The organism is Priestia endophytica, assembly GCF_026790145.1.
GTDB lineage: Bacteria > Bacillota > Bacilli > Bacillales > Bacillaceae_H > Bacillus_I > Bacillus_I endophytica_A.
In genome coordinates this window covers 128,171-154,362 of sequence record NZ_JALAMS010000020.1, presented here as the reverse complement: position 1 = coordinate 154,362, position 26,192 = coordinate 128,171, and the positions used below count along the sequence as shown (strand labels likewise).

The 26,192-nt window shown below is 37.0% G+C and carries 27 protein-coding genes and 1 other annotated feature; of the genes, 25 read left to right on the top strand and 2 right to left on the bottom strand.

Translation table 11 applies throughout. The features are described from left to right. The first annotated feature begins 35 nt into the window (after positions 1–35). Genes hemA through hemL form a run of 6 tightly spaced genes read left to right on the top strand, consistent with a single transcriptional unit; the run spans position 36 to position 6,260 of the window. Positions 36–1,376 carry a glutamyl-tRNA reductase gene (gene hemA / locus MOC86_RS17105; RefSeq protein WP_040056869.1) on the top strand — a complete coding sequence of 447 codons (1,341 nt, stop codon included), beginning with the start codon at positions 36–38 and terminating at the stop codon, positions 1,374–1,376. A gap of 14 nt (positions 1,377–1,390) precedes the next feature. Next, positions 1,391–2,224 (top strand): cytochrome C assembly family protein, encoded by an 834-nt coding sequence (locus MOC86_RS17100; RefSeq protein WP_268585203.1) that lies wholly within the window; start codon positions 1,391–1,393, stop codon positions 2,222–2,224. A gap of 12 nt (positions 2,225–2,236) precedes the next feature. Further along, complete coding sequence (hemC, locus tag MOC86_RS17095) at positions 2,237–3,169, top strand: hydroxymethylbilane synthase (protein WP_268585202.1); 933 nt, start codon at positions 2,237–2,239, stop codon at positions 3,167–3,169. Further along, a complete protein-coding gene (locus MOC86_RS17090; RefSeq protein WP_268585278.1) occupies positions 3,169–3,960 on the top strand; it encodes a uroporphyrinogen-III synthase in 792 nt (263 codons plus the stop codon). Before hemC ends, MOC86_RS17090 begins: the two co-directional genes overlap by 1 nt. Positions 3,961–3,974: 14 nt before the next feature. Then, positions 3,975–4,946, top strand: coding sequence for a porphobilinogen synthase (gene hemB, locus MOC86_RS17085; RefSeq protein ID WP_419146651.1), 972 nt, complete (start codon positions 3,975–3,977; stop codon positions 4,944–4,946). 24 nt (positions 4,947–4,970) lie between these two features. Further along, a complete protein-coding gene (gene hemL, locus MOC86_RS17080) occupies positions 4,971–6,260 on the top strand; it encodes a glutamate-1-semialdehyde 2,1-aminomutase (protein ID WP_268585200.1) in 1,290 nt (429 codons plus the stop codon). Positions 6,261–6,277: 17 nt separating this feature from the next. Here hemL and mscL read toward each other — a convergent pair whose 3' ends face one another. After that, positions 6,278–6,670, bottom strand: a complete 393-nt coding sequence (gene mscL / locus MOC86_RS17075; RefSeq protein WP_268585277.1) for a large conductance mechanosensitive channel protein MscL — start codon at positions 6,668–6,670, stop codon at positions 6,278–6,280. Positions 6,671–6,882: 212 nt separating this feature from the next. Between mscL and MOC86_RS17070 the strand changes: the two genes are divergently transcribed. The 3 genes from MOC86_RS17070 (at position 6,883) to ysxE (ending at position 9,719) form a co-directional block, all read left to right on the top strand. Next, on the top strand, positions 6,883–7,065 hold the full coding sequence (locus MOC86_RS17070) for a hypothetical protein (protein WP_268585199.1): 183 nt from the start codon (positions 6,883–6,885) through the stop codon (positions 7,063–7,065). Between the two features lie 299 nt (positions 7,066–7,364). Continuing rightward, a complete protein-coding gene (locus tag MOC86_RS17065) occupies positions 7,365–8,654 on the top strand; it encodes a LysM peptidoglycan-binding domain-containing protein (RefSeq protein WP_268585198.1) in 1,290 nt (429 codons plus the stop codon). 33 nt (positions 8,655–8,687) lie between these two features. Beyond that, positions 8,688–9,719 (top strand): spore coat protein YsxE, encoded by a 1,032-nt coding sequence (ysxE, locus tag MOC86_RS17060; protein WP_268585197.1) that lies wholly within the window; start codon positions 8,688–8,690, stop codon positions 9,717–9,719. A 7-nt stretch (positions 9,720–9,726) separates the two neighbouring features. Here ysxE and MOC86_RS17055 read toward each other — a convergent pair whose 3' ends face one another. Beyond that, positions 9,727–9,927, bottom strand: coding sequence for a hypothetical protein (locus MOC86_RS17055; protein ID WP_040056863.1), 201 nt, complete (start codon positions 9,925–9,927; stop codon positions 9,727–9,729). 162 nt (positions 9,928–10,089) lie between these two features. Beyond that, positions 10,090–10,329, top strand: a binding site (T-box leader). 68 nt (positions 10,330–10,397) lie between these two features. On the opposite strand from MOC86_RS17055, the gene MOC86_RS17050 reads away from it, so the two are divergent. The 16 genes from MOC86_RS17050 to minD all read left to right on the top strand — a co-directional run bounded on the left by MOC86_RS17050 (position 10,398) and on the right by minD (position 26,134). Further along, positions 10,398–13,037 (top strand): valine--tRNA ligase, encoded by a 2,640-nt coding sequence (locus tag MOC86_RS17050; protein WP_268585196.1) that lies wholly within the window; start codon positions 10,398–10,400, stop codon positions 13,035–13,037. Positions 13,038–13,095: 58 nt separating this feature from the next. Then, positions 13,096–14,394, top strand: coding sequence for a bifunctional folylpolyglutamate synthase/dihydrofolate synthase (locus MOC86_RS17045; RefSeq protein WP_268585195.1), 1,299 nt, complete (start codon positions 13,096–13,098; stop codon positions 14,392–14,394). A 285-nt stretch (positions 14,395–14,679) separates the two neighbouring features. After that, the gene (locus MOC86_RS17040) at positions 14,680–15,858 is read left to right on the top strand and encodes a VanW family protein (RefSeq protein ID WP_268585194.1); all 1,179 of its coding nucleotides are present in this window, start codon (positions 14,680–14,682) and stop codon (positions 15,856–15,858) included. A gap of 69 nt (positions 15,859–15,927) precedes the next feature. Continuing rightward, positions 15,928–16,065: a pilus assembly FimT family protein gene (locus tag MOC86_RS17035; RefSeq protein ID WP_268585193.1), complete on the top strand. Its 138-nt coding sequence runs from the start codon at positions 15,928–15,930 to the stop codon at positions 16,063–16,065. A 59-nt stretch (positions 16,066–16,124) separates the two neighbouring features. After that, positions 16,125–16,877: a prepilin peptidase gene (locus MOC86_RS17030; RefSeq protein ID WP_268585192.1), complete on the top strand. Its 753-nt coding sequence runs from the start codon at positions 16,125–16,127 to the stop codon at positions 16,875–16,877. 100 nt (positions 16,878–16,977) lie between these two features. Continuing rightward, positions 16,978–17,940 carry a type IV pilus biogenesis protein PilM gene (gene pilM, locus MOC86_RS17025; protein ID WP_268585191.1) on the top strand — a complete coding sequence of 321 codons (963 nt, stop codon included), beginning with the start codon at positions 16,978–16,980 and terminating at the stop codon, positions 17,938–17,940. Further along, entirely contained in the window at positions 17,937–18,521 is a 585-nt protein-coding gene (locus MOC86_RS17020; protein WP_268585190.1) for a hypothetical protein, read from the top strand. The genes pilM and MOC86_RS17020 overlap by 4 nt, the downstream gene beginning before the upstream one ends. Next, positions 18,522–19,265, top strand: coding sequence for a hypothetical protein (locus tag MOC86_RS17015; protein WP_268585189.1), 744 nt, complete (start codon positions 18,522–18,524; stop codon positions 19,263–19,265). It begins immediately after the preceding gene. Positions 19,266–19,420: 155 nt separating this feature from the next. Further along, positions 19,421–20,395, top strand: a complete 975-nt coding sequence (locus tag MOC86_RS17010) for an SPOR domain-containing protein (protein ID WP_268585188.1) — start codon at positions 19,421–19,423, stop codon at positions 20,393–20,395. A gap of 118 nt (positions 20,396–20,513) precedes the next feature. Beyond that, on the top strand, positions 20,514–21,086 hold the full coding sequence (locus MOC86_RS17005; protein ID WP_268585187.1) for a Maf family protein: 573 nt from the start codon (positions 20,514–20,516) through the stop codon (positions 21,084–21,086). Positions 21,087–21,120: 34 nt separating this feature from the next. After that, positions 21,121–21,792 (top strand): RadC family protein, encoded by a 672-nt coding sequence (radC, locus tag MOC86_RS17000; protein ID WP_268585276.1) that lies wholly within the window; start codon positions 21,121–21,123, stop codon positions 21,790–21,792. A 379-nt stretch (positions 21,793–22,171) separates the two neighbouring features. Further along, a complete protein-coding gene (locus MOC86_RS16995) occupies positions 22,172–23,194 on the top strand; it encodes a rod shape-determining protein (RefSeq protein WP_019391327.1) in 1,023 nt (340 codons plus the stop codon). 18 nt (positions 23,195–23,212) lie between these two features. After that, positions 23,213–24,085, top strand: coding sequence for a rod shape-determining protein MreC (gene mreC / locus MOC86_RS16990; RefSeq protein ID WP_243517409.1), 873 nt, complete (start codon positions 23,213–23,215; stop codon positions 24,083–24,085). Beyond that, positions 24,082–24,597, top strand: a complete 516-nt coding sequence (gene mreD, locus MOC86_RS16985) for a rod shape-determining protein MreD (protein ID WP_268585186.1) — start codon at positions 24,082–24,084, stop codon at positions 24,595–24,597. The genes mreC and mreD overlap by 4 nt, the downstream gene beginning before the upstream one ends. Before the next feature lie 56 nt (positions 24,598–24,653). Continuing rightward, positions 24,654–25,334: a septum site-determining protein MinC gene (minC, locus tag MOC86_RS16980; protein ID WP_026009475.1), complete on the top strand. Its 681-nt coding sequence runs from the start codon at positions 24,654–24,656 to the stop codon at positions 25,332–25,334. A gap of 2 nt (positions 25,335–25,336) precedes the next feature. After that, positions 25,337–26,134, top strand: a complete 798-nt coding sequence (minD, locus tag MOC86_RS16975) for a septum site-determining protein MinD (RefSeq protein ID WP_019391331.1) — start codon at positions 25,337–25,339, stop codon at positions 26,132–26,134. Positions 26,135–26,192 lie beyond the last annotated feature (58 nt).

Sequence of the window (26,192 nt, the reverse complement as noted above, 5' to 3'; positions counted from 1 at the left end):
AATACGAGCATTACGTTAAGGGGGTACAGAAAAGAATGCACATTATTGCAATCGGCTTAAATTATCGAACAGCCCCTGTTGAAATTCGCGAAAAGGTAAGTTTTAACGATAGTGAACTGTCTGAAGCGATGCGTGTTCTTAAAGAGCAAAAGAGCGTTTTAGAAAACGTAATTGTGTCAACATGCAATCGGACAGAAATCTATGCAGTTGTTGATCAGTTGCATACAGGGCGTTATTATGTAAAAGCTTTTTTAGCTGAATGGTTTAATATAAGTAAAGAGGAACTTTCTCCATATTTAACAATATACGAGCATGATGCTGCGATTGAGCATTTATATCGTGTTGTTAGCGGGTTAGATTCAATGGTTTTAGGTGAAACTCAAATTCTTGGTCAAGTTCGTTCAAGCTTTTTAACAGCTCAAGGACAAGGAGCAACAGGAACGGTATTTAATCAGCTTTTTAAAGAAGCTGTGACACTTGCAAAACGAGCACATCACTACACAGATATTGGTGCAAATGCTGTGTCTGTTAGCTATGCAGCTGTTGAACTTGGGAAAAAGATATTTGGTAATCTGTCACAAAAGCACGTCCTTATTTTAGGGGCTGGTAAAATGGGCGAGCTTGCTGCTAAAAATTTATCTGGCAGTGGGGTTGGCAATGTGACGGTTATTAATCGTACAAAGGAAAAAGCAGAAGCCTTAGCACAGCGTTTTGAAGGAAATGCAAGAAGTTTTGAAGACCTTGCAGGTGCCTTGCTTGAAGCGGATATCGTCATTAGTTCAACATCAGCAACAGAATATGTTATTACTAAAGAGACGATGAAAGAAGTAGAAAAGTTGCGCAAAGGTCGCCCGATTTTTATGGTAGATATTGCTGTTCCGCGCGATTTAGATCCGTCTCTTAGCGAACTAGAAACAGTTTTCTTATATGATATTGATGATTTAGAGGGTATTGTGGAAGCAAACCTGCAAGAACGTCAAAAGGCAGCTGAGACAATTGAAATTATGATTGAAGCAGCTGTTGTAGAATTTAAAACATGGATTGGAACGCTTGGTGTTGTTCCTGTCATTTCAGCACTTCGTCAAAAAGCGCTCAATATCCAAAGTGAAACAATGAAAAGCATTGAGCGAAAGCTTCCAAATTTGACAGAACGTGAGCGGAAAGTATTAAATAAACATACAAAAAGCATTATTAATCAGCTGCTGAAAGATCCAATTTTAAGCGCGAAAGAGCTTGCTGGTCAGAAAGGTGCAGAAGAGTCACTTCAGTTATTTATGAAGATTTTTGATATTGAACATATGGTACAAGATGAACGTACTATTGAAAAGAAGGTAGAAAAAGCGCCCCTTGCTCATGAAATTGTACATCCGTCATAAGAAAGGATTGTTAAATGGTAGAAATCAATTTAACAAGAATTTATGAGCTTGTTGTCGTACTTTATGCTATAAGTGTGCTATTATATTTTATCGATTTTTTACTTAACAACCGGAAGGCGAATCGAACAGCCTTCTGGTTGCTTGCTATTGTCTGGGTGTTACAAACGTTTTTTCTCCTGTTCAGAATGATAGAAACAGGAAGATTTCCCATCTTAACGATATTTGAAGGGATCTATTTTTATGCATGGGTACTTATTACACTCTCTCTTCTTATCAATCGCTTTTTGAGAGTGGATTTTCTTGTGTTCTTCACAAATGTAATTGGTTTTTTTGTGATGGCGTTACATACTTTTGTACCTATGCGAGACTATTCTACTGTTCAAGGAGAACGCCTAGTTTCAGAGTTATTAATTTTTCATATTACAATGGCAATTTTGTCGTATGGGGCATTCTCGATTTCTTTTGTTTTTTCATCACTTTATGTTCTGCAATATCATCTCTTGAAAAAGAAAAAGTGGGGGAAACGGCTGATAAGGCTTGGAGATTTATCAAGACTTGATCATCTCTCTTATCTTTTAAATGTTGTTGCTCTTCCGCTCTTGCTCCTCTCTCTTCTTTTGGGCATTATGTGGGCTTATATGAAACTTGATCAGTTTCATTGGTATGACGTAAAAGTACTTGGTTCTTTTCTTGTACTTATTGTCTATAGCGTCTATCTTTATGTAAGAATAAGTAGGGGACAGCAAGGAAAATCAATGGCCTTTTGGAATATGGCTTCATTTTTAATTTTACTAATAAACTTCTTTTTATTTGGAAGTTTATCTAACTTTCATTTTTGGAACTCGTAGTAGGAGGATTTTATGCGGAAAATTGTTGTTGGCTCAAGAAAAAGTAAATTAGCATTAACACAAACAAAGTGGGTGATTGAACAGCTGAAAAAGCTTGGTGGAAACTATGACTTTGAAATTAAAGAGATTGTAACACGAGGCGACCAAATTTTAGATGTAACATTATCTAAAGTAGGGGGAAAAGGTCTTTTTGTGAAAGAAATTGAGCAATCAATGTTAAATAAAGAAATTGATTTCGCTGTTCATAGCATGAAGGACATGCCAGCTGTTCTTCCAGATGGACTTACAATTGGCTGCATTCCGGTTCGTGAAGACCATCGTGATGCATTCATTTCAAAAACTGGCGAAGGGCTAGCAAATATTAAAGAAAAAGCTATTATCGGCACAAGTAGCTTAAGACGCGGAGCGCAAATTTTGTCCTATCGTCCAGACCTTGAAATTAAATGGATTCGTGGAAATATTGATACACGGTTAGGAAAGCTAAAAAGTGAAGACTATGATGCAATTGTGCTTGCTGCAGCAGGATTAAAGCGTATGGGCTGGTCTGATGATGTTGTAAGTGAATATATGGATGAAGAAGTTTGTGTTCCTGCAATTGGTCAAGGTGCTTTAGCGATTGAATGTCGAGAAGATGATCAAGAACTAATAGATCTTCTTCACAAGTTAGATGATTATAAAACAAGTGTAACCGTTACAGCAGAGCGTGTTTTTCTTCATAAGATGGAAGGCGGCTGTCAAGTTCCGATTGCAGGTTACGCTACACTTGAAGGCGAAGAAGTTGTATTAACAGCTCTTGTTGCTTCACCAGACGGGAAACAAATGTATAAAGAGCGTGTTGTCGGTAATAATCCAACAGAGGTAGGACATGAAGCTGCTCGCATTTTATCAAGTCAAGGTGCAAAAAAGTTAATTGATAAAGTCAAAGAGGAGCTTGGTGAGTCGTGATGGACTCAGCTCCTCTTTTTGGTAAACGCATTTTAATTACGCGCCCAAAAGAGCAGAGTGCTCCATTTGTTCGGTTAATTGAACAGTATGGGGGAACACCGCTTGTAGTGCCTCTTTTAAAAATTCGCCATGTAAAAAATAAAGAAAAAGTAAAAGAAACGCTGAGACATGTACATGAATATCAATGGCTTGTTTTTACAAGCCAAAATGGAGTCTCCATTTTTTTTGATTTGTTAAAAGATCCATCTGTTAACCAAAAAATAAAGAGTACAGCAAAGATAGCGGTAGTTGGAGACAAGACAGAAAAGGTACTAAAAGAACATGGATATTCTTCCATTTTAAAACCTTCTGTGTTTACAGGAGAAGCTCTTTTAGAAGAACTTTTAAAAGTTGTGCCAAAGGAAGAGAAAATTCTCTTTGTTCGTGGAAATCTAGCGAAAGACACTATCCCTAAAGGACTAAAAGAGCAAGGATTAGAAGTAGAGACCATAACAGTATATGAAACAGTGGCTGACAAGGACAAGCAGAAAGAGCTTGATTTTCTTGTGAAAGAAGAGCAAATGGATGCTATTACTTTTATGAGCCCATCAGCCGTCAACGCGTTTTGTGAATTGGTTCCATACGCACAAAAGGAAAACGGTCGGAACCTGCCGCTTGTGTGTGTTGGAGATGTAACAGGAAAAAGAGCAGAAGCATGCGGTTTTTCTGAGCGCCATATTGCGCACAGGGCTTCTGTAGATGGTATGATGAAAGTATTAATACATTATTTTTCAAAAAAAGGGAGTGACTAGACGTGGAACAGCTTATGTTTGATCGTCATCGTCGTTTACGTAGTTCAGAAAATATGCGAGCTTTAGTTCGTGAAAATCATCTTCGTCCAGAAGATTTTATTTATCCAATTTTTGTTGTAGAAGGAGAAAACATTAGAAGTGAAGTTTCTTCAATGCCTGACGTGTATCATGTTTCTCTTGATCATTTAAACAAAGAAATAGAGGAACTTGTTGAACTTGGTGTTTTATCTGTAATGGTTTTTGGAGTTCCAGCTCATAAAGATGAAGTTGGCTCACAAGCATATGATGAGTACGGAATTGTTCAAAAAGCTATTTCTCAAATTAAAGAAAACTTCCCTGAAATGGTTGTTATTGCAGATACTTGTCTTTGTCAATATACAGATCACGGACATTGTGGCGTTATTGAAGGCGGGAAAATCTTAAACGATCCAACACTTGATCTTTTAGCAAGAACGGCTGTTAGCCAAGCAAAAGCGGGAGCAGATATTATTGCACCATCAAATATGATGGATGGATTTGTAGCGGCAATCCGTCAGGGCCTTGATGAAGAAGGATTTGAAGATGTGCCAATCATGTCATATGCTGTGAAATACTCTTCTGCTTTTTACGGTCCGTTCCGTGATGCGGCGCATTCTACACCACAATTTGGTGACCGTAAAACATATCAAATGGATCCAGCAAATCGTACAGAAGCTATTCGTGAAGCTCAGTCAGATGTTGATGAGGATGCAGATTTCCTTATCGTTAAGCCAGCGTTATCTTACTTAGATATTGTCCGTGATGTAAAAGACAGATTTAACGTACCTGTTGTAGCGTACAATGTAAGTGGTGAGTACTCAATGGTCAAAGCTGCTGCTGCAAACGGCTGGGTAAATGAACGCGATATTGTACTTGAAAAGTTGATTAGTATGAAGCGAGCAGGAGCAGACTTAATTGTTACGTATCATGCAAAAGATGCATCAAGATGGTTGCGTGAAAAAAACTAGTGAATTGAAGGGAGAGCACATTAAATGAGAAGTTATGAAAAATCAAAAGCTGCATTTTTAGAAGCTCAGCAACTTATGCCTGGCGGGGTGAACAGCCCTGTTCGTGCGTTTAAATCAGTAAACATGGATCCGATTTTTATAGAACGTGGAAAAGGCTCGAAAATTTATGATATTGATGGTAACGAATATATTGATTATGTGTTATCATGGGGGCCTTTAATTCATGGTCATTCAAACGATCGTGTTATTGAAGCTTTAAAGAAAGTAACTGAAGCAGGGACAAGCTTTGGTGCACCAACGCTTGTGGAAAATGAGCTTGCAAAAGTTGTAATTGAGCGCGTGCCATCGATTGAAATTGTGCGCATGGTGAGTTCAGGAACAGAAGCAACGATGAGTGCACTTCGTCTAGCACGTGGTTACACAAATCGAAATAAGATTTTAAAGTTTGAAGGTTGTTATCATGGCCACGGAGACTCTCTTTTAATTAAAGCAGGCTCAGGTGTAGCAACATTAGGTTTACCAGACAGTCCTGGTGTGCCAGAAGGTATTGCCCAAAATACAATCACTGTTCCATATAATGATATAGAGAGCGTTCGTTATGCATTTGAACAGTTTGGAGAGGATATTGCAGGGGTAATTGTTGAACCTGTAGCAGGAAATATGGGCGTTGTTCCTCCTGTTGAAGGTTTTTTAGAAGGGCTTCGTAATATTACAAATGAATATGGCTCCCTTTTAATTTTTGATGAAGTTATGACAGGATTCCGGGTTGATTATAATTGTGCTCAAGGATATTACGGTGTGACACCTGATTTGACTTGTCTTGGAAAAGTAATTGGCGGAGGTCTGCCTGTTGGTGCATATGGTGGGAAAGCTGAGATTATGGAAAGAGTAGCTCCGAGCGGTCCAATCTATCAAGCAGGAACACTTTCAGGAAATCCATTAGCTATGACAGGTGGTTATGAAACTTTAACACAGCTCACTCCTCTTTCATATGAACAATTTAAGCGCAAAGCAGATCGTCTTGAAGAAGGTCTTGTGAGCGCTGCTAAAAAGTATGATATTCCTTTTACAGCAAACCGTGCAGGCTCAATGATTGGCTTTTTCTTCACAAATGAAGAAGTTATTAACTACGAAACGGCTAAAACGTCTAATCTTGAGTATTTTGCAACATATTATAGAGAAATGGCAAATGAAGGTGTCTTCCTTCCTCCTTCTCAGTTTGAAGGAATGTTTTTATCAACAGCACATAGCGATGGAGACATTGAAAAAACAATTGAAGCAGCAGAAAAAGCATTTTCACGAATTCGTGGATAAAAGACAAAAGGACGGCCTTATAGGCTGTCCTTTTGTTTTGACTTTTGCAGTGTAATAAGAATTTCTTGTAATAGCTCTTCTTTTCTGTCAGACTCTGGAGTAGGAGCAGGCTCTTCCTCCTTTTTCTTTTTAAACCGCTCAATACCTTTAACAAAAAGAAAAATAGCAAACGCAACAATAAAGAAATCTACAACATTTTGAATAAATACCCCATAGGCTACAGTGGCATCACCAATCTTTACACTTAATCCTTTAAAGTCATATCCGCCCAAGATGATTCCTACAAGTGGCATAATAATGCTATCTACAAGAGAAGAAACAATCTTCCCAAAAGCAGCTCCAATTACAACAGCAACAGCTAGGTCTAGTACATTTCCTTTTAAAGCGAACTTTTTAAATTCTGTCCACATCATAAAACACTCCCTTCTTTTTTAGGTTAGTTTCTCCCGATAAGGGTAAAATTACTAAGATCAAAGGAGTATTCTAAACGGATACGTCCAGTGATAACTATTGTCTTCTTAATCTTAAACTATGTAAGTAAAAGAAAACGTCATGAAAATGTTAAACAAAAGTAAAGGATAAATCAAGTCTATACGTAAATTCTTTATAAAGGGTGATCGAAATGGACAAACAAAAATTAGAAAATATAATAATTGAATTGAAGAAAGAATTTAACATAAAAAACTATGAATTAACCGAAAGAGAAAAGGATTTGATTCATGCCAGAATGATAGGATTGATTACGGAAAAAGAAATGAAAAAGAGAATTTTGAAAATATACGGGATTCCAATTCATGATGTTTAGAAAGAGGACAAGCGGGAACAGTTATGATGCACAACCTATTTCTTAAAACTTTCCATGAACTTAACTAGAGCCGTTTTCATTACGAAAAGGGCTTCTTTTTATGTGAAAAAAGAGCAGTGGAAGGGTTAGGGGTATCTTTTAGTCATAAATATACCTTTTACTCATACATCTATAAAGACAAATGATTTTCATCTTATGCGCTAAGAAGCGTGAAATAGCAACAAGGAAAGTATCAAATGGTGAAACGAGCCGTATGGCTTTTATCTTATTGAATGGGGAATTGAAAGGAGGAACAGACATTGTCAAAGGACAATCTGTCTTGCCTACGTTTTTCTGTAGAGGAATCTGTTTATTTTCGTTCTGATCAGGAAGTAGATCAGCTTTTATCTATTTCTTTATCTCCTGATGTAGCAACTAATGAACTTGGAAATCAAGTATCCATTTATGGAGCACTAATGCTTGTAGGAGAATATGTACAAAAAGAAGGGGAAAGCTCTATTCGTGACCAAGCAGAAGGGCGAATGATTGAAGCCATTGAGTTAAGAGAAGATGGCATTACAACATTTGCTCATCGTTTTCCAATTGACATTACGATTCCACGAGATAGAATATCGAGCTTAGAAGAGCTTTATGTTGATGTTGAGAGTTTTGATTATGATTTGTTTGATCAACGTTCTTTAAAGCTAACAGCCGATATTTGCATTATAGGTATTGAGGATGCCACAGCAGAACCACAGCAGTCAGCTCCGCAGGATGAGGGTAGTTTGGAGGAAGAAAGCAAATTAGATGATGAGCTTGTATATGAGCCATTGTATCGTTCTGCTCCAAGCGAAGAGGAAGTAGAAAAAGAAGAGGATGAATGGACAGAAAGAATTACAAATAGCTCACGATCTATTCAGAATCCTTATCAATTTCCAGAAGATGAACGAGAAGAAGAGGAAGAAGATATAAGTGAAATTGAGGAACCATTTGAAGTAGAAGTAAAGAGAGAAAAAAAAGAGGAAAAAGAAGAAGCTCCTGTATTTGAGCCTTTGCAGTTGAGCAAAGAAGATTCTCCTGCTGAAGAAAACAATATTGCAGAACCCCATCAAGAAAGACCGGTTTCCTCTGAAAAGGTGGAAGAGAAGAAGGTAACTGTTGAAAGCAGTTCACCAGCGGCTGTTACATCTGTAAGGGAAGAAGTTGAGACGAAAGAGTCGGAAACAACTCATCGTAAGGACAATGCGTTGTACTTAGCAGACCTAGATGAGGAAAGACCACTTTCAGAAGCTGACCTCCTTGAGAAAGTAGAAGAGAAGGAAGCTGTTGAAAGCAGTTCACCGACGGTTGTTACATCTACAAGGGAAGAAGATGAGCCAAAAGAACCGAAAGCTCACCGTAAAGAAAATACGCTTTATTTAACAGAGCTGTTTGATAGAGAAGAGCAGGAAACGAAAACGTGCGTTAAAATGTGTATTGTTCAAGAAGGAGATTCACTTGAGCAAATTGCAGGGCGTTACGATCTGCCTGTTCATCAGCTTGTACAGGCAAACAATCTAGAAGATGAACAAGACGTAACAGAAGGTCAGGTTTTAACAATTCCTGTCTGAGTGAATTAAAGGAAGAAAGAGAGTGGGGCAAGAATGGAAAATAGTCTAAGAGCATATGGGCCCCTTCTACAGCAATATGGCTTACAGGCAAACTATATTGAAGACTATGGCAAAGTGAAAAAAGTATTTACGTCAAAAGGAGTATTTGCGCTTAAAAGGCTATCCTCCTCTTGGCGTAATCCCCATTTTGTTCAGAAGATGAAAAAGCTACAAAAAAATGGGTTTACAAAGCTTGTGCCTGTTTATCCAACGTTAGAAGGCCAGTACTTTTCCAAAGAAGTGTCAGAACAGTTTTATTTGACACATTGGTTTCTGAACGAACGGAGAGAAGAACAGGATTCATTGCCATATAAGCTGTTTCGAGAGCTTGCTGAGCTTCATACCTTTTCATCTTATGAAGAGAAAATCGATATAAAAGAAAAAGAAAAACATTATGAAGAGCTTGTCTCACGATGGAACGAAAGAGAAACAGCTATGGCAACATATGTAGAACAAAGTGAAAAGGAGGTATATATGTCTCCTTTTCAGCTATATTTTTGTACCTTTTACTACGAAATGACAAGGTCGCTTACATTTGCAAAAGAACAATTTGAGAAATGGTATGAGACCGCAAAAGAGGAAGAAAAAACCCGTTTAGTAATTAATCATGGTAAGGTTTCTACAAAACATTTTGTTTATGATGAGAATGAAAATGGTTATTTTATTAACTTTGAAGAAGCGAGAGAAGGTTCACCTGTATATGATTTAGCAGATTTCTATTATCGCTCTTTAAAAACATATCCTCTTCAAAATCTAGATGTTTATGAGTGGTTTGAGAACTATGAAAACCATTTTCCTTTAAATGAGACGGAGAAACGGTTATTTTGTGCATATTTAGCTTTCCCTGAACGTTTCTACAAAGCATTTGAAAGATATCAGCAGAACAATAATAATGAGCAATATCATGTTAAGATGCTTATGGAAAGCTACTGGCATATGAAAAATGTTGAAACACTTGTTACAAAAATTGTAGAAGTTGAAAAACAAAAAGAAATGGCAGAACTAGCCTCTGAACAAGAGGGCTAGTTCTTTTTTAAATCCATTCAAAATAAATTGATAATAGAATAGCTATGAAAATCAACAGAAGAAAAACGTCTAGGATAGATGGGAAAACAATTGTACGTACCGCTTGAAAAACAGTGAGCGGAATAATAAATTGAGAACAAACGGCTCCTGCATTCTGGGCCCACTTCTTTAATGAATAAGAATTGAAACGTTGCTTCAAATTTCTCATCTCCTTACGATAACAGATGTTTTTACACTATATGTTGAACACTTAGGCAATGTGCCTAAAGAAGAAAAGTGAAAAATGCGGAATAAAAGTGAAAAAAGATGGAGAAGCTTATTGACGATTTATAATTTTTTTGTATAGTATATAGAAGTAAACGAAATTAATGCTAAAACAGTGCGCAGGAAGAGTATAACGAAAGATGCTTCAAGAGAGAGAGACTATATGCTGAGAAGTTTCTTAAGCAATCGCGTTAGAAAGTCACCTGCAAGTTGCTTTTTTGAACGGCTCTGTCCTATTAGAAAAAGTCGGCGAAAAGCCGTTATCTTTTCAAGTGCAAAAGCGCCCAAAGTGTGGCGTTTTTTGAAAAAAGGTGGTACCGCGAACTTCACTCCTTTCGTCCTTTTCAAGATGGAAGGAGTTTTTTGTATGCATTTTTGCATACTATTTATTTTACTTTAGCTGGAGGGAATAAAATGTCAGAACAAGAAAACACGATGCCGACAAAGTATGATCCGCAAAAGATAGAAGAAGGCCGTTATCAATATTGGTTAGAAGGGAAGTTTTTTGAAGCAAAAGATGACAAAAATAAGCCACCATACACAATTGTCATTCCACCGCCAAACGTAACAGGAAAGCTTCATTTAGGTCATGCATGGGATACAACATTACAAGATATTTTAACACGTATGAAAAGAATGCAAGGTTATGATGTACTATGGCTTCCAGGGATGGACCATGCCGGAATTGCGACACAAGCTAAAGTGGAAGCGAAGCTACGTGAAGAAGGCAAGTCTCGCTATGATTTAGGGCGTGAGAAATTCGTAGAAGAAACGTGGAAATGGAAGGAAGAATACGCAGCACATATTCGTACACAATGGTCAAAATTAGGGCTTGGTTTAGACTACTCTAAAGAGCGTTTTACATTAGATGAAGGTTTATCAAAAGCTGTTCGTCAAGTGTTTGTTAGCCTTTATAATAAAGGACTTATTTACCGCGGGGAATATATTATCAACTGGGATCCTGCAACAAAAACGGCTCTTTCAGATATTGAAGTTATTTATAAAGATGTACAAGGGGCGTTTTATCATATGCGTTATCCTCTTGCAGATGGTTCTGGGCATATTGAAATTGCAACAACTCGTCCGGAAACAATGCTTGGTGACACAGCAATTGCTGTTCATCCTGAAGACGAACGCTATAAGCATCTTATTGGTAAAAAAGCAATTCTACCAATTGTAGGCCGTGAGATTGAAATTGTTGGCGATGACTATGTTGACATGGAGTTTGGTTCAGGAGCTGTTAAAATTACACCTGCACACGATCCGAACGACTTTGAAATTGGAAACCGTCATAATCTTGAACGCATTCTTGTTATGAATCAAGATGGTACGATGAATGAGAAAGCTTTGAAGTATGAAGGAATGGACCGCTTTGAGTGTCGAAAAGCAATCGTAAAAGATCTGCAAGAAGAAGGCGTTCTATTTGAAATTGAAGAGCATCTTCACTCTGTAGGTCATAGTGAAAGAAGTGGAGCAGTTGTTGAACCATATCTTTCAACACAATGGTTTGTAAAAATGCAGCCTTTAGCAGATGCAGCTGTAGAACTTCAAGAGAAAGAAAACAAAGTAAACTTTGTGCCAAACCGTTTTGAAAAAACATATTTACGCTGGATGGAAAATATTCGTGATTGGTGTATTTCACGTCAGCTTTGGTGGGGACACCGCATTCCAGCTTGGTATCATAAAGAAACAGGTGAAGTATATGTTGGAGAAGAAGCTCCAGCAGAGATTGAAAACTGGGAACAAGATAACGACGTATTAGATACATGGTTTTCTTCTGCTCTTTGGCCTTTCTCAACAATGGGTTGGCCAGAAGAAACAGAAGACTTTAAACGTTACTATCCAACAGCAGCGCTTGTAACAGGGTATGACATTATTTTCTTCTGGGTATCTCGTATGATTTTCCAAGGTGTTGAGTTCACAGGTGAACGTCCATTTAAAGATGTCCTTATTCACGGTCTTGTACGTGATGCTGAAGGCCGTAAAATGAGTAAGTCATTAGGTAATGGTGTTGATCCAATGGACGTTATTGCGAAATACGGAGCAGATTCACTTCGCTTTTTCCTTTCAACAGGAAGTTCCCCTGGCCAAGACTTACGTTTTAGCTTTGAAAAAGTAGAGTCAACGTGGAACTTTGCAAATAAAATTTGGAATGCATCACGTTTTGCTCTAATGAATATGAACGGAATTAAATATGAAGAACTGGATTTATCAGGCGAAAAATCAGTAGCAGATAAATGGATCTTAACACGCTTAAATGAAACAATTGAGAGTGTGACAAGCCTTGCTGATCGCTACGAATTTGGTGAAGTTGGCCGTGCATTATATAACTTCATTTGGGATGATTTCTGTGATTGGTATATTGAAATGGCGAAGCTTCCGCTTTACGGAGAGGATGAAGAGGCTAAGAAAACAACTCGTTCTGTTTTAGCGTATGTATTGGATCAAACAATGCGTCTTCTACATCCGTTTATGCCGTTTATTACCGAGGAAATTTGGCAGAACTTGCCGCATAAAGGCGAATCAATTACAACAGCAAGCTGGCCTACAGTAAAAGAAGAATTAACAAACAAAGAAGCTGCTGGGGAAATGAATCTTCTTGTTGATATTATTCGTTCTGTTCGTAATATTCGTGCAGAAGTAAATACGCCAATGAGCAAACAAATTAAGCTGCTTATTAAAGCAAATAGTGCAGACATTAAAGAGAAACTTTCAAAAAATAAGGCGTATATTGAGCGTTTCTGTAACCCAAGTGAGCTTACAATCGATGTAGACTTAACAGCTCCTGATAAAGCAATGACAGCTGTTGTGACAGGGGCAGAGCTTATTTTGCCGCTTGAAGGACTTATTAACATTGAAGAAGAAATTGCTCGTTTAGAAAAAGAGCTAGAAAAGCTTAATAAAGAAGTAGATCGCGTTCAAAAGAAATTAAGCAATGAACGTTTTGTGAGCAAGGCACCAGAACAAGTTGTAGAAGAAGAACGCCAAAAAGAGAAAGACTATGTAGAGAAAAGAGAAATTGTGAAAAAACGTATTGAAGAAATTAAGGGATAATCAGAAGACGAATCTTTTTTAAGATTCGTCTTTCCTATACATGAAAGGAAAGAAGAGAATGATTTCTACATATGATGAAGCACGTAACTGGATTCATGGAAGACTTCAGTTTGGCATTAAGCCTGGCTTAGAGAGAATGAGCTGGATGTTAGAAAAGCTAGGAAGCCCTCATGAGCACCTGCAGGCAATTCATATTGCAGGTACAAATGGAAAAGGCTCTACGCTTTCTTATTTGCGTGAGATGCTTTGTGCAGGAGGATATACTGTTGGAACATTCACTTCTCCATACATTGAGACCTTTAATGAGCGGATTAGCGTAAATGGCAAGCCAATACGAGACGAAGAGCTTGTTCATCTTGTAAATGAGGTAAAAGATGTAGTAGAGAGCTTAAATGAGACGAACTTTGGAGAAGCTACAGAATTTGAAGTTATTACAGTGATGGCTTTTTACTATTTTGGAAAAGTGAATAAACAAGACTTTGTTATTTTTGAAACAGGTCTTGGGGGACGTCTTGATTCTACAAATGTATTGAATCCGATTGCTACTATTATTACAAACATTGGATTCGATCATATGAATATTTTAGGAAACACAATTGAAGAAATTGCAGGAGAAAAAGCAGGTATTATTAAAAGAAATATCCCGCTTTTTACTGCTGTTGAGCAAAACGGCGCGCTTAATGTCATCCAACAGAAGGCCAAAGCTGAAAATGCACCTGTTTACGTGCTTGAAAGAGATTTTTACACTTCTTCTCTAGAAGCTGACGAGTTAAGTGAAAGATTTCAATTTTCCGGATTTGATATTGTTCTTTCAAACGTTAAGCTGTCGATGCTTGGTGCTCATCAAGTGAAAAATGCAGCTTTAGCTCTTGCAGCACTTCTCTATTTAAAGCAAACAGGACTTTTAAATATAGAAGGTAACAAGATATATGAAGGATTAAAACGAACAGCATGGCTTGGACGTTTTGAACAAATAAGCCAAAATCCACTTATTTTTCTAGATGGTGCTCATAACATTCAAGGGATTGAGAGTCTTGTTTCAACGGTGAAACGTCATTATAAGGAATATAATGTTCACGTTGTGTTTTCATGTTTAAAAGATAAAGAAGCTACAGAACTTGTTACAAGACTTGAGGAAATCGCAACAAGCATTATATTTACGACATTTGATTTTCCAAGAGCAGACAATCCAGAACATATAGCGGCTGTTAGTCAACATAGTTCAAAAGTGATAGAAATGGATTTTAAAAAAGCGATTGAAAAAGGGAAACAAAATCTCACAAAAGAGAAAGATCTTCTTCTTATAACAGGTTCCCTTTATTTTATTTCAGAAGTTCGAAACTATCTTCTGTCGTAAGGAAAGGAAAAAGAGAGCTCTAAAAAGAGTTCTCTTTTTTTATGTATTAACTTACAGCGGAGTCTTTCAAAATTTACTAGCTTAGTATAAAATAGGAGGTGTAAAGTCTTGGTTATAAAGGGGAAAAACAAGTTATATAGAACTAGGTCTAAAGACCTTTTGATGTGAAGGGCGTTGTTAGTTTACATGCACGTTGTTAGGTATGTATAAAGAGCAACATAGTGAATGTGGAAAAAACTAATGATTCTGAAAAAATAAAGAGATAGGACAGAGGTAGGTGTTCTAGTGAGATTCACTAAAAAGGGAAGGAAAATCTTTTTATTTTTATTACTTTTTGTTCTTTCGTGCATTGTTATTTCACAGGGAAGCGTATGGGCTTATGAAAAAATCATGGGTTCAAACACATCGTTTGCAAAAGGAACAAAAATAGCAGGCATCTCAATTGGTGGTCTTTCTTATGAGAAAGCATATGAAAAGGTTAATAATAAAGTTAAGGAGTGGCAACAAAGTGGCCATCTTACTTTTTCATATGATAAAGAAGAAGTGCTACTCGACCGATCAGTCGTTGTTTTTCATCTTAAAGAATCACTGAAACGTTCTGAAACTCAGAAGAATGAGTCTTTAATTGTTGATATCAACAAGGATAAGTTATATGGAGATCTTTATAATCATGTCACAGCTGAAGATCAAAAGAAAGTAAATAAAAAAAGTCTTGAAAAAACGATAGCGGACCAAAGCCAACGTTTAGCTACAAAGACGTTATTTGTGTTGCAATCCTATATAAAAGAACCAGAACCTTTAGAAGAGACCGTAGTAGCTGAAGTTGAACGACCATTATCAAAAGAAAGTAAAGAAAATCTTTCACAACTATTTGGATCTTCTTCTTCATGGACAGTTGGCAGCAAGGACGAATTTTCATTTAATTATGCCGTTCTGACTCAATATGAGGAAAGCTTTTTACAAGAAAGTAGGGAAGTGCTCACTTCCTCTCTCTACGAAGCTATGTTACATACCGATTTTACAATCACAGAACGACATATAAGCACTACAAGGCAGAATCATGTTCCTCTTGGATATGAAGCTTATGTTTCACTTGGAAAAGAAGACTTAACTTTCGAAAATCCTCATTCAACTTCCTATGTTATCACTGTTAAGGTTGTGGATAATAAGCTTATTACGACAGTAAGTGGAAAGGAATTAAAAAAGAAAATTGTAGTAAAAGAGAGAAGGAAAGAGACATATCCTCCTCGAACAATTGTAGAGTATGATCCGCTTTTGAATGTTAATGAAAGCCGTATTGAACGAACAGGAAAACAGGGGGAGAGTATTGAAGTTGTAAGATACATAACAAATGGCAAAGAAGATCAGGTTATTGAAGTGATGAACGATGATTATTACCCGCCTGTTTTTTCTAAAGAAGTTAGAGGTCCAAAAGAAGAGAGGGATGGAAACCGTACTGAATAAAATCTCCTCTTCTTGTGAATTCTCGCTGTAGACAAGAGCATACTAGAAAGAAAAAGGAGTATGCTTTTTATGAATAAATTTAAGCTTTTGACTTTAAAAACAGATCAAGGTTTTTCTCTTTTCGGGATTATTGTGATTGTTTTCATTCTTGCAATATTTGCATCATTTCTAATCCCTAGCATTGGAGAATGGTTTTCAAATCAATAGAAAAACGGATGAGGTTTCCATTTGAAAGATTAAAAATCTTTAGATGGGATGATCGGAAAATGACAATCATTACGATTTATCTATTTTGTTCAGGTTTAGTTTTAGGCTCTTTTTTTAATGTTGTTGGATTAAGACTTCCTATTGGGAAATCTTTAATTTATCCATCATCAAGCTGTCCTTCATGTCGCTCAAGGCTAAAGGTAATAGAGCTTATTCCCGTTATTTCATACATATGGCAAAAAGGAAGCTGCAGAGTGTGTAAATATAAGATATCAGCTCTTTATCCAACTATTGAGCTCAGTACTGCTGTGCTTTTTTCCATTGCTCCTTTTATAACAAATGGATTTGGAGAAGGTTTGTTATATATAACGCTCTCTTCTTTATTAATAATGGTCATTGTGTCAGACCTTTCTTATATGGTTATACCGAATTCACTTCTTTTATTTTTCTTACCTATCCTCATTTTGGAACAATGGTATTTCTCCCTTGCTTCTTTTTCACATATGGCAATAGGAGGAATACTTGGTTATCTTGTTCTGCTTGCTATTCTCCTCCTTAGCAGAGGTGGTATGGGGGGAGGGGATGTGAAATTATTTGGTGTTATCGGTCTTGTTCTAGGGATAAAAGGGGTATTTCTTTCTTTATTTCTTGCTGTCTTGTTTGGAGCATGTGGTGCAGTTATTGGGATGATGATTGGAAGAGTTCAAAAAGGGAAGCCATTTCCTTTTGGCCCCTATATTGCGTTTGGAACGTTTATTGTATATATGAAAGGTGATCAGTTATTTAGTTGGTATATGGGATTTTTCATTTAATGATAGATGGAGTAATAATTGTTTAATATACAACGAGCTAGAATCATATTACTCTAGGTCTTTGCATGATGACTTTTGTAGGGATAGGTGTGTGAACAGCATGAAATTTCGTTTTTTTCAAAAAAACAAGCTGGTTAACATTGTAATCAAAGATTATGAAATAAGAGTGCTTCAGACAAACAAAGAAAATGCCTTTGAACAGCCAATCTATCATACGATTGCTTTGAAAAGGGGAATTGTAGAAAAAGGGAGAATTAAGGATTATGTAAAGCTACAAGCAATTTTACAAAAACATTTAAAAGAGTGGAAAATGCAAAAACAGCTTGTTCATTTTACAGTTCCCGATGATCTTGTTGTCCTAAAGGAAGTTATTCTTCCATTTGAAATGGATAAAAATGAAGAAAAAGAGTACATATTGCAAGAATTAAAAGACGATATCCCGTTTGAAGATCCTATGATCGACTATTTTTATAAAGAAGAAATGGAAGAAGAAAAAAAAGTTATTGTTTTTGCAACACCTGAAAAAGAGCTTATTGATTATGTAGCGCTCTTAGAAGAAACAAATTTAAAACCAATTGGAGCTAGCGTTTCATCCATTGCTTTGTACAGGCTTTTTTATCATCTCGATTTAGCAGGTGATGGAGTCTTTATGCTTATGAATATTGATTTAGAAGGAGTACAGATTGCGACTTTCGAAAAACATCAACCTGTATTTTTGAAATTTTTATCTTTTTACGAGTGGATGGAATACTGGAAGAACGAGGAGAACGCTTTTATTTGGAAAGGCACTGACAGTGAGTTTAACGACTATATGAATCAGTTAATAGAAGGATTGATTAGTGTGTATACATCAAGTGAAATAACGCTTGGGAAGAAAATAAATGGTGTACTGATTAGTGGGCATCACCCAGCTTTTAGCTCCCTTCATAAAAAGCTTCAACAATCATTACATGTGAAGGTATCTCATATTCAAAAAGACGCTTTATTTCTTCATGACCGAGTTGGGGTCCCTGAGAGTGGCTATGTTCCATTTGGTCTTGCACTTAGAGAGGTGCACTTATGATAGGAGATGTGAATTTCTTACCTGAGAAAGAACCGCGTAACATAGCTCCATTGTTTCTCTTTCTAATACTTATTTTTCTTGCTATTGGAGTTCTTCTTTTTGGATATATTCAATATCAAGAAAAGAAAGAAAATATTAGCAGTACAGAAGCAGAAATCACAAAAGTAAAAGAAACGAGAGAATCTTTAAATGTGCCAAGCTGGATCGGAGAGTATCATGATTTGAAAAATGCAGTGGATTGGAGTGAGAGTAAAAAAGGAGACCTTAACCTTCTATTAACGAGCTTAGTTGAAGAGCTTCCTCAAAATGGTTATATCGAGCAATTTTATCTAGACGACTATAACGTGCTTTCATTAGAAATTCAGCTTGAGAATCATCGTGATGCAGCTTTTTATTTACAAAACTTAAAAGATTCATCACTTGTTGAGAAAGCGAACCTTTTGTCTATTGATACATCTAATGTTACAGAAGAAGTGGAGATGCAAGATGGGGAACTATCAACATATCAAGCAACATATTCTCTCATTATAGACTTAGAGAAGCTTAAAAAACAGAGTGAAAAGCAAGAGGAGACAGAATAAATGGTATGGTCTGTAAAGAAAAAACACGTATTGATATTAAGTATTTGTTTTCTTGTTTTATTCTCCCTCATTTTTTGGCTTTATCATCACTACTATGCTCCTCTTGAACTTAAAGAAGAAGTAAAGGCAGAGACGTTAAAGAAAGAGCAAGCATATACTAACAAGCTGAAAATAGAAAGTGAAGGAAAAGAAGTTACCGCAAAAGATGCCTATAATTTACAAAAAACTATTCCGATTGACGTGAACTTACAAGACATTTTACTTTCAATAGAAAAAGCAGAGCTAAAAGCGAACATAACAATCGTTGATATGGCTTTTGGAAAAGATGAAATCATAAAGAAACAGCGCGAGAAAAATCAAAGCTTAGAAGACTATGAAAGATGGAATGAGCATAAGCGAGAGGTTGGAAATATGCCTCTGCATATGCCAGGAAATCTAAAGGGTCAAAGCATTGAAGTGACATTCGAAGCTTCAACATATGAAGAAGCGCTAAGCTTTCTAAATGAGTTTAATAAAAGTGAGCGTGGAGTTGCGATTGAAGGGCTATCATTTCAACCTGCTAAAAGTGAGGAGAACGTCGAGCTTTCAGATGAGGAAAGTGAAAGTACAACTGAGCAGGTGCCACAGTATGTGCTTAGCTTCACAGCTTTTTATTATCCGTCATTAACTAATATGCCAACTAAACCGAGTGAACTCAGCACTCCTGATAGTGAAGGGAAAACAACGCCTTTTAAAAATGAATAATACAAAGAAGAACAACACATATTGTCGAAAGAAACTACGAGCAAGGCGACAAATGTCTTGTTCTTTTTTTATTTTAATGTGATAGGGTTGGTGTAGGTTTTAAGGAGACGGTACTATTCTAACGTACAATCATGGAATAACAGGGTGGTGAAATGGTGGACAAGCAATCCTCAGATAAAATATTAGTTAAAATTAATGGAAAGAAACAAGAAGCAACGTTAAGTAAAAAACAGAATAATAAAAAGACGTTTTCATGGGTGCTTCCAGAAACAGAAAAGGAAATATCAGCATCTGCGGAGGAATCAAACATTGTTCCGCTCAAAAAGGTAGATCGCTATAAACAGGAAAGAAACAAGAAGCTTATTAAAAGGAAATCTTCTTTTCCACCAGGGAAAAAACCGTTCTGGTTTAAGATAATAGGAATTGTGGCATGTGCTTGTCTAGTAGGAATAGGTCTTGGTTTGTTTAGCGTAAATATGCTAACAGCAACGGAAGAGAAGACGCCTAAACAAGAGAAAACAGCACAAGCAAAAGAAGGAAAAGATTCTGAACCAAAAGAAGCGGTCAGTTCAAATAGTGAGGAAAAAAAGACAGAACAGAAAGAGGAAAAGAAATCTTCTTTTACGATTAACCTTGATGCTTTTATTGTGCAAGCAGGTGTTTTCTCTACAAAAGAGGCTGCTGAAAAAGAAGGGAGAAAGCTATCTGTACCTGTTGAAGTTATAAAGCAAAATGATAAATTCACTCTTATAGCAGGAATTTCACCAACTTTGAGCGAAGCGAGAGCTCTTGGTAAAAGCATAGAGGAACAGGGCGTATCTGTATATGCTAAAAAGTACGAAGGATCTTTGCAAGCGAAAGAGATTGCTGATAAAGATGGAGAGCATCTTACAACGCTTCTTCAGACGGCCATTGCTCAATCTTCAAAAGCAGTTGAGGGAGAGGAAGTGGAACAAGAAGCTTTAAAGGAACTTAAAACACAGCTTGGTACGCTTTCAAAGAAAGATGACTTGAAAGAATATACAGCTTCTCTTAGCAGCCTTGAAAAAAGTATTGAAGTACCGTTAACAAAAGAAGGTGGAGAAGGGATGCAAAAAAACCTTTTAAAAGTAATTGCTAAACTTTCGTAAAGATCTCTTTGAATTAAAAGGGGTCTTTTTATTATGAACAAATTGTGATTGCTCCCTCTCTTTGTTAAAATGAGAATGTATCTCTCTACTCAATCATAAACGCAAAGGAGTTTCCACAATGAAAACAGCATTGGTATTAGCTTTTAATTCTCCACGTCGTCGTCAACTTCTACAAGAAGCAGGCCTTGTATTTACTATTCGTCCAAGTACAATTGAAGAGCATATGGATCAAACATTTCCTCCTTCGCAGGTTGTTACAGACCTTGCAGCTCAAAAAGCTGAATCTGTTCCAAAGAATGATGAGGAAGTTGTTCTTGGTGCAGATACAATTGTAACTATAGACGGAAAAATTCTCGGTAAGCCGTCTAATGAAGAAGAAGCTTTTAAGACACTTCGCTTTCTCTCTGGCAGAACTCATGAAGTTTTTACAGGAGTTGCGCTTGTAAAAGGAAAAGAGACGTCAACCTTTTATAGTCGTACAGAGGTAACTTTTTATGAGTTAACAGATGAAGAAATAATGCGCTACATTGGGACAGGAGAACCAATGGACAAAGCAGGGGCATATGGTATTCAAGGAAAAGGAGCTTTGTTTGTTAAAGAAATTAGCGGTGATTATTATGCTGTAGTTGGTCTGCCACTCTCAAAGACGGTGCGAGAATTAAAGAAACTTGGGGTTTCCCTTCCACAATAAAAAGGAGGGAATACAAGTGAAAAAAGAATGGATTATGATTCAAGACTTTCCGGATGATGAAAGGCCTAGAGAACGCCTTTTATCGTTTGGCGCAAGTCATTTATCTAACAACGAACTTTTGGCAATCTTGCTTCGCACAGGAACAAAAGAGGAATCTGTGCTTCAACTTGCCAATCGAATTTTACACAAATATGACGGATTGCATCTTATGAATCAAGCTACTGTTGAAGAACTTACAAGTATTAAAGGTATTGGGATGGCTAAAGCCATTCAGATTATAGCAGCACTTGAAGTTGGAAGAAGAGTAGCGAATCTACATGTGACAGATCGATATGTTGTAAGAAGCCCTGAAGATGGCGCAAACTACGTTATGGAAGAAATGCGTCATTTATCACAGGAGCATTTTGTTTGCCTCTTTTTAAATACGAAAAATCAAGTTCTTCTAAAAAAGACCATCTTCATTGGTAGTTTGAACTCCTCAATTGTTCATCCACGTGACATCTTCAGAGAGGCGTTACGCCGCTCAGCAGCTTCAATTATTTGTATTCATAATCATCCATCAGGAAGTCCTGAACCAAGTAAAGAAGATATAGAAGTAACCAAAAGGCTGAAAGAATGTGGAATTTTGATGGGAATCGACATTCTTGATCATATTATTCTCGGTGATCGTAAATTTGTTAGCTTAAGAGAGAAAGGTTATGTGTAACAAAATTTTGTTTCATACGTTAATAGTAAGGAAGCAGGGTTTTTTTGTTATTATTAGCAATCAAAACTAGAAAAACAGGGACAAGATTACTCTACCTTTTTTATTATGATTACGTTATAATAAAAGGCATGGATTTTTTGAGAAAGTCTTGAAAAAATACTGTTTTTGTCGAAGATTACCTTTTGATGACAGAATCCATTTTTACATTGACATATGCTCTTGGACTCGACACAATAAAGATTGTTGGTTTTTTATAACATTCTTTGTATGAGTAACAATAGAACTAGACTTTTAGTGAATAAAAACAAAAAGTCCTATATCAATTAAAAATAATAGATAAAACTTTGTGATATTTGAGAGAGAAAGGGAGATACACATTATGTTTGGAATTGGTACACGTGACCTTGGAATCGATTTAGGGACGGCTAACACATTAGTATATGTAAAAGGAAAAGGAATTGTTGTTCGTGAACCATCGGTTGTAGCGCTACAAACAGATTCAAGAGACATCGTTGCAGTTGGTAACGATGCTAAAAATATGATTGGACGTACACCTGGAAATGTCATTGCTCTTCGTCCGATGAAAGACGGCGTTATTGCTGATTATGAAACAACAGCAACAATGATGAAGTATTATATCAAACAAGCACAGAAAAATAAGAGTGTTTTTTCAGGTAAGCCATATGTCATGATTTGCGTTCCTTCTGGGATTACAGCAGTTGAAAAACGCGCTGTTATTGATGCAACTCGTCAAGCAGGTGCACGTGATGCTTACACAATTGAAGAGCCATTTGCTGCTGCAATTGGAGCGAATTTACCAGTATGGGAGCCAACTGGTAGTATGGTAGTAGATATCGGTGGAGGTACAACAGAAGTTGCTATCATTTCACTTGGTGGGATTGTAACAAGTCAATCTATTCGCATTGCTGGCGATGAGATGGACGAAGCTATTATTCAGTATATTCGCAAAAACTACAATCTTATGATTGGAGAACGTACAGCAGAAGCAATGAAAGTAGAAATCGGCTCTGCAAGTACACCAGAAGATGTAGAAAATATGGAAATTCGTGGTCGAGATCTTTTAACAGGATTACCAAAAACAATTGAGATTTCTGCAGATGAAATTGCAGACGCTCTTAAAGATACTGTACAAGCAATTATTGATTCTGTAAAAAGCACGCTTGAGCAAACTCCTCCAGAGCTTGCAGCAGATATCATGGATCGTGGAATTGTTCTAACAGGTGGTGGAGCGCTTCTTCGTAACCTAGATAAAATGATTAGTGATGAAACAAGTATGCCTGTTGTTATTGCAGAAGATCCACTTGACTGTGTAGCTATCGGAACAGGAAAAGCTTTAGAACATATTGATCTATTTAAAAACAGAGCAGAGTCCAAGCGATAAGATTAGAGGTGTAACGTCATGCCACAATTTTTCTTCAATAAAAGATTGATTGTGTTACTAGTAAGTATCATTATTCTCGTGGCATTGATTGGTTTTTCTTTAAACGGACGTAAAACGATCACATGGCCAGAGCAATTTGTTAAGGATACAGTTGGACTGGTACAGTCAACGGCCCATAAGCCGGCTCAGTATGTTGCCGATTTCTTTGGAAGCATCGAAGATCTCAAAAATACATATGAGGAAAACAAAGTACTAAAAAAGAATCTTGATAAATATATGCAGCTCGAAGCAGATGTGAAAGATTTAGAGCGGAAGAACAAAGAGCTTAATGAGCGACTTGATAAAGATTCAACACTACGTGATTACGATCCAATTAATGCTACGGTCATTGCAAGAAGTCCTGATCGATGGAATGAAGCGATTTCAATTGATCGCGGAAAAGTTCATGGAGTCGAAAATGATATGGCTGTTATGACATCAAGCGGTTTAATTGGACGCGTCGTAGATGCATCACAGTTTACATCAACAGTGCAACTACTAAGCTCTCAAGATCGAACAAACCGCGCTTCTGTTACAATCCAAGGATCTAAAAATGTAAATGGTCTTATTTCAGGATACGATCAAAAACGTGAAGCATTGATTCTAACAGGTATTCCTCATAGCGCGAAGATAAAAGAAAAGCAAAAAGTCATTACGTCTGGGTATTCAGGTGTTTTCCCTCAAGGACGTATTGTTGGAGAAATTAGCGATATTGAATCAGATAACTATGGGCTAACAAAAACAGCATATGTAAAACCTGCAGCTGATTTTAAAGATATCCAAGATGTGACTGTATTAAAACGAGTAGAACCTTCTCCACAGAAATCACTTGATGAGGAGGAAGAAGAGTGATTCGTTACTTCCTTCCCATCGTTGTTTCTGTAGTGTTTATTGCTGATAGTTTATTCGTGAACTTTTTTGCTAATCAATCTTGGTTTCATCAATGGATTTTATCACCGAAACTGACGCTTATTGTGTTACTTTTAGCGACGATTTACATAAATCCGAAAAAAGGAATTCAGTATGCGTTCTTTTTCGGTCTTTTGTATGACATCGTGTATACAGACTTGTTAGGTGTTTATATGTTCGGGATGCCTGCAATTTGCTATATTGTATCCAAGCTGTTAAAAGTTTTTCAAACAAATGTTGTCATCATTACGATTTTAACAATTGTGGGGATTACGCTGTTAGAGTTTTACGTTTACGAGATTAACAGTATGATTGGTTTGACGCATATGTCTATGGACCGCTTCCTAACATATCGCCTTTATCCGACACTAATCTTAAACCTTGTTTTTGTGGTTCTTCTAGCGTACCCATTAAAAAAACAGTTTGAAAAAGTAGCTTATAAGCTAACAGATTAACAGTTGCGTATAAAGAGGAATTTAACTAGCCCTTGTCGAAATAAACATTCGTTGAGGTGAACGTTGTGAAGAAACAAAATGTAATTATAAAAGGAACAAAAGATGGATTAACGTTGCATCTCGATGATACGTGTTCGTTTCACGATGTGCTAAATGAATTGGAGCGAAAACTGTCTTCGAATCAATACGGAGGACACAATCAACTTGTGTCTGTTCAATTAAGAGTAGGAAACAGATATTTAACGCCCGATCAAGAAGAACAAATAAAGTCACTCGTTCGGAGTAAAAATCATCTTGTAGTAGAGAGCATTGAATCAAACGTCGTGTCAAAAGAAGAAGCATTAAAAATTAAGCAGCAAAATGAAATTGTTTCAGTAGCAAGAGTCGTACGCTCAGGACAAGTCTTGCACGTTGAAGGAGATCTTCTTTTAATTGGAGATGTTAATCCCGGTGGAACAGTCATTGCTGGAGGAAATATTTTTGTGCTTGGTGTATTAAAAGGCATTGCACATGCCGGCTATTATGGAAATGATCAAGCTGTTATTGCAGCTTCTAAAATGGAACCAACACAGCTCCGCATTTGTGAAGCTTTTAGTCGTGCAGAGGAAGCCGATAAAAATGAAGAACATGATATGGAGTGTGCGTATCTTGATGAAGACAAGCGCATTGTCATTGAACGCTCACAGCTTATGTCTCATCTTCGCCCTAATTTGACACGCTTAGAAAGGAGAAGTTGACATTGGGAGAGGCTATTGTTGTTACGTCAGGAAAAGGCGGCGTTGGAAAAACAACGACGTCTGCTAACTTAGGAACCGCACTCGCCCTAACTGGTAAGCGGGTTTGCCTAGTCGATACAGATATCGGTTTGCGCAATTTAGACGTTATTATGGGGTTAGAGAACCGCATTATCTATGATTTAGTAGATGTTGTGAACGGTCGCTGTACGCCTCAAAAGGCGCTTATTAAGGATAAGCGTTTTGAATGTTTATATTTGTTGCCTGCTGCTCAAACGAGTGATAAAACGGCCGTAACACCGGAGCAGATGAAAGAACTTATTACAGAACTAAAGCAAGACTATGATTACATTATTATTGACTGTCCTGCTGGAATTGAACAAGGATATAAAAATGCCGTTTCTGGAGCAGATAAGGCTCTTGTTGTTACAACACCTGAAATTTCATCTGTTCGTGATGCGGATCGTATTATTGGATTGTTAGAGAAAGAAGACATCGAATCTCCAAAGCTTGTAATTAACCGTATTCGCAGTCATATGATGAAAAATGGAGATACGTTAGATGTTGATGAAATTGTCTCATTGCTGGCTATTGATTTAATTGGCATTATTGCGGATGATGAAGATGTTATCAAAGCATCCAATAATGGTGAACCAATTGCCATGGACCCATCAAGCAAAGCAGCGATTTCTTATCGTAATATCGCAAGACGTATTTTAGGAGAGTCTGTACCGCTTCAATCTCTAGATGAAACCAAACAAGGTGTTTTTTCTAAAATTAAGAAATTCTTCGGCGTGCGTTAGTTTATATAATATATGATCAAAAAGCTAGAGCTCTTTCAAAAGCTCTAGCTTTTTTATT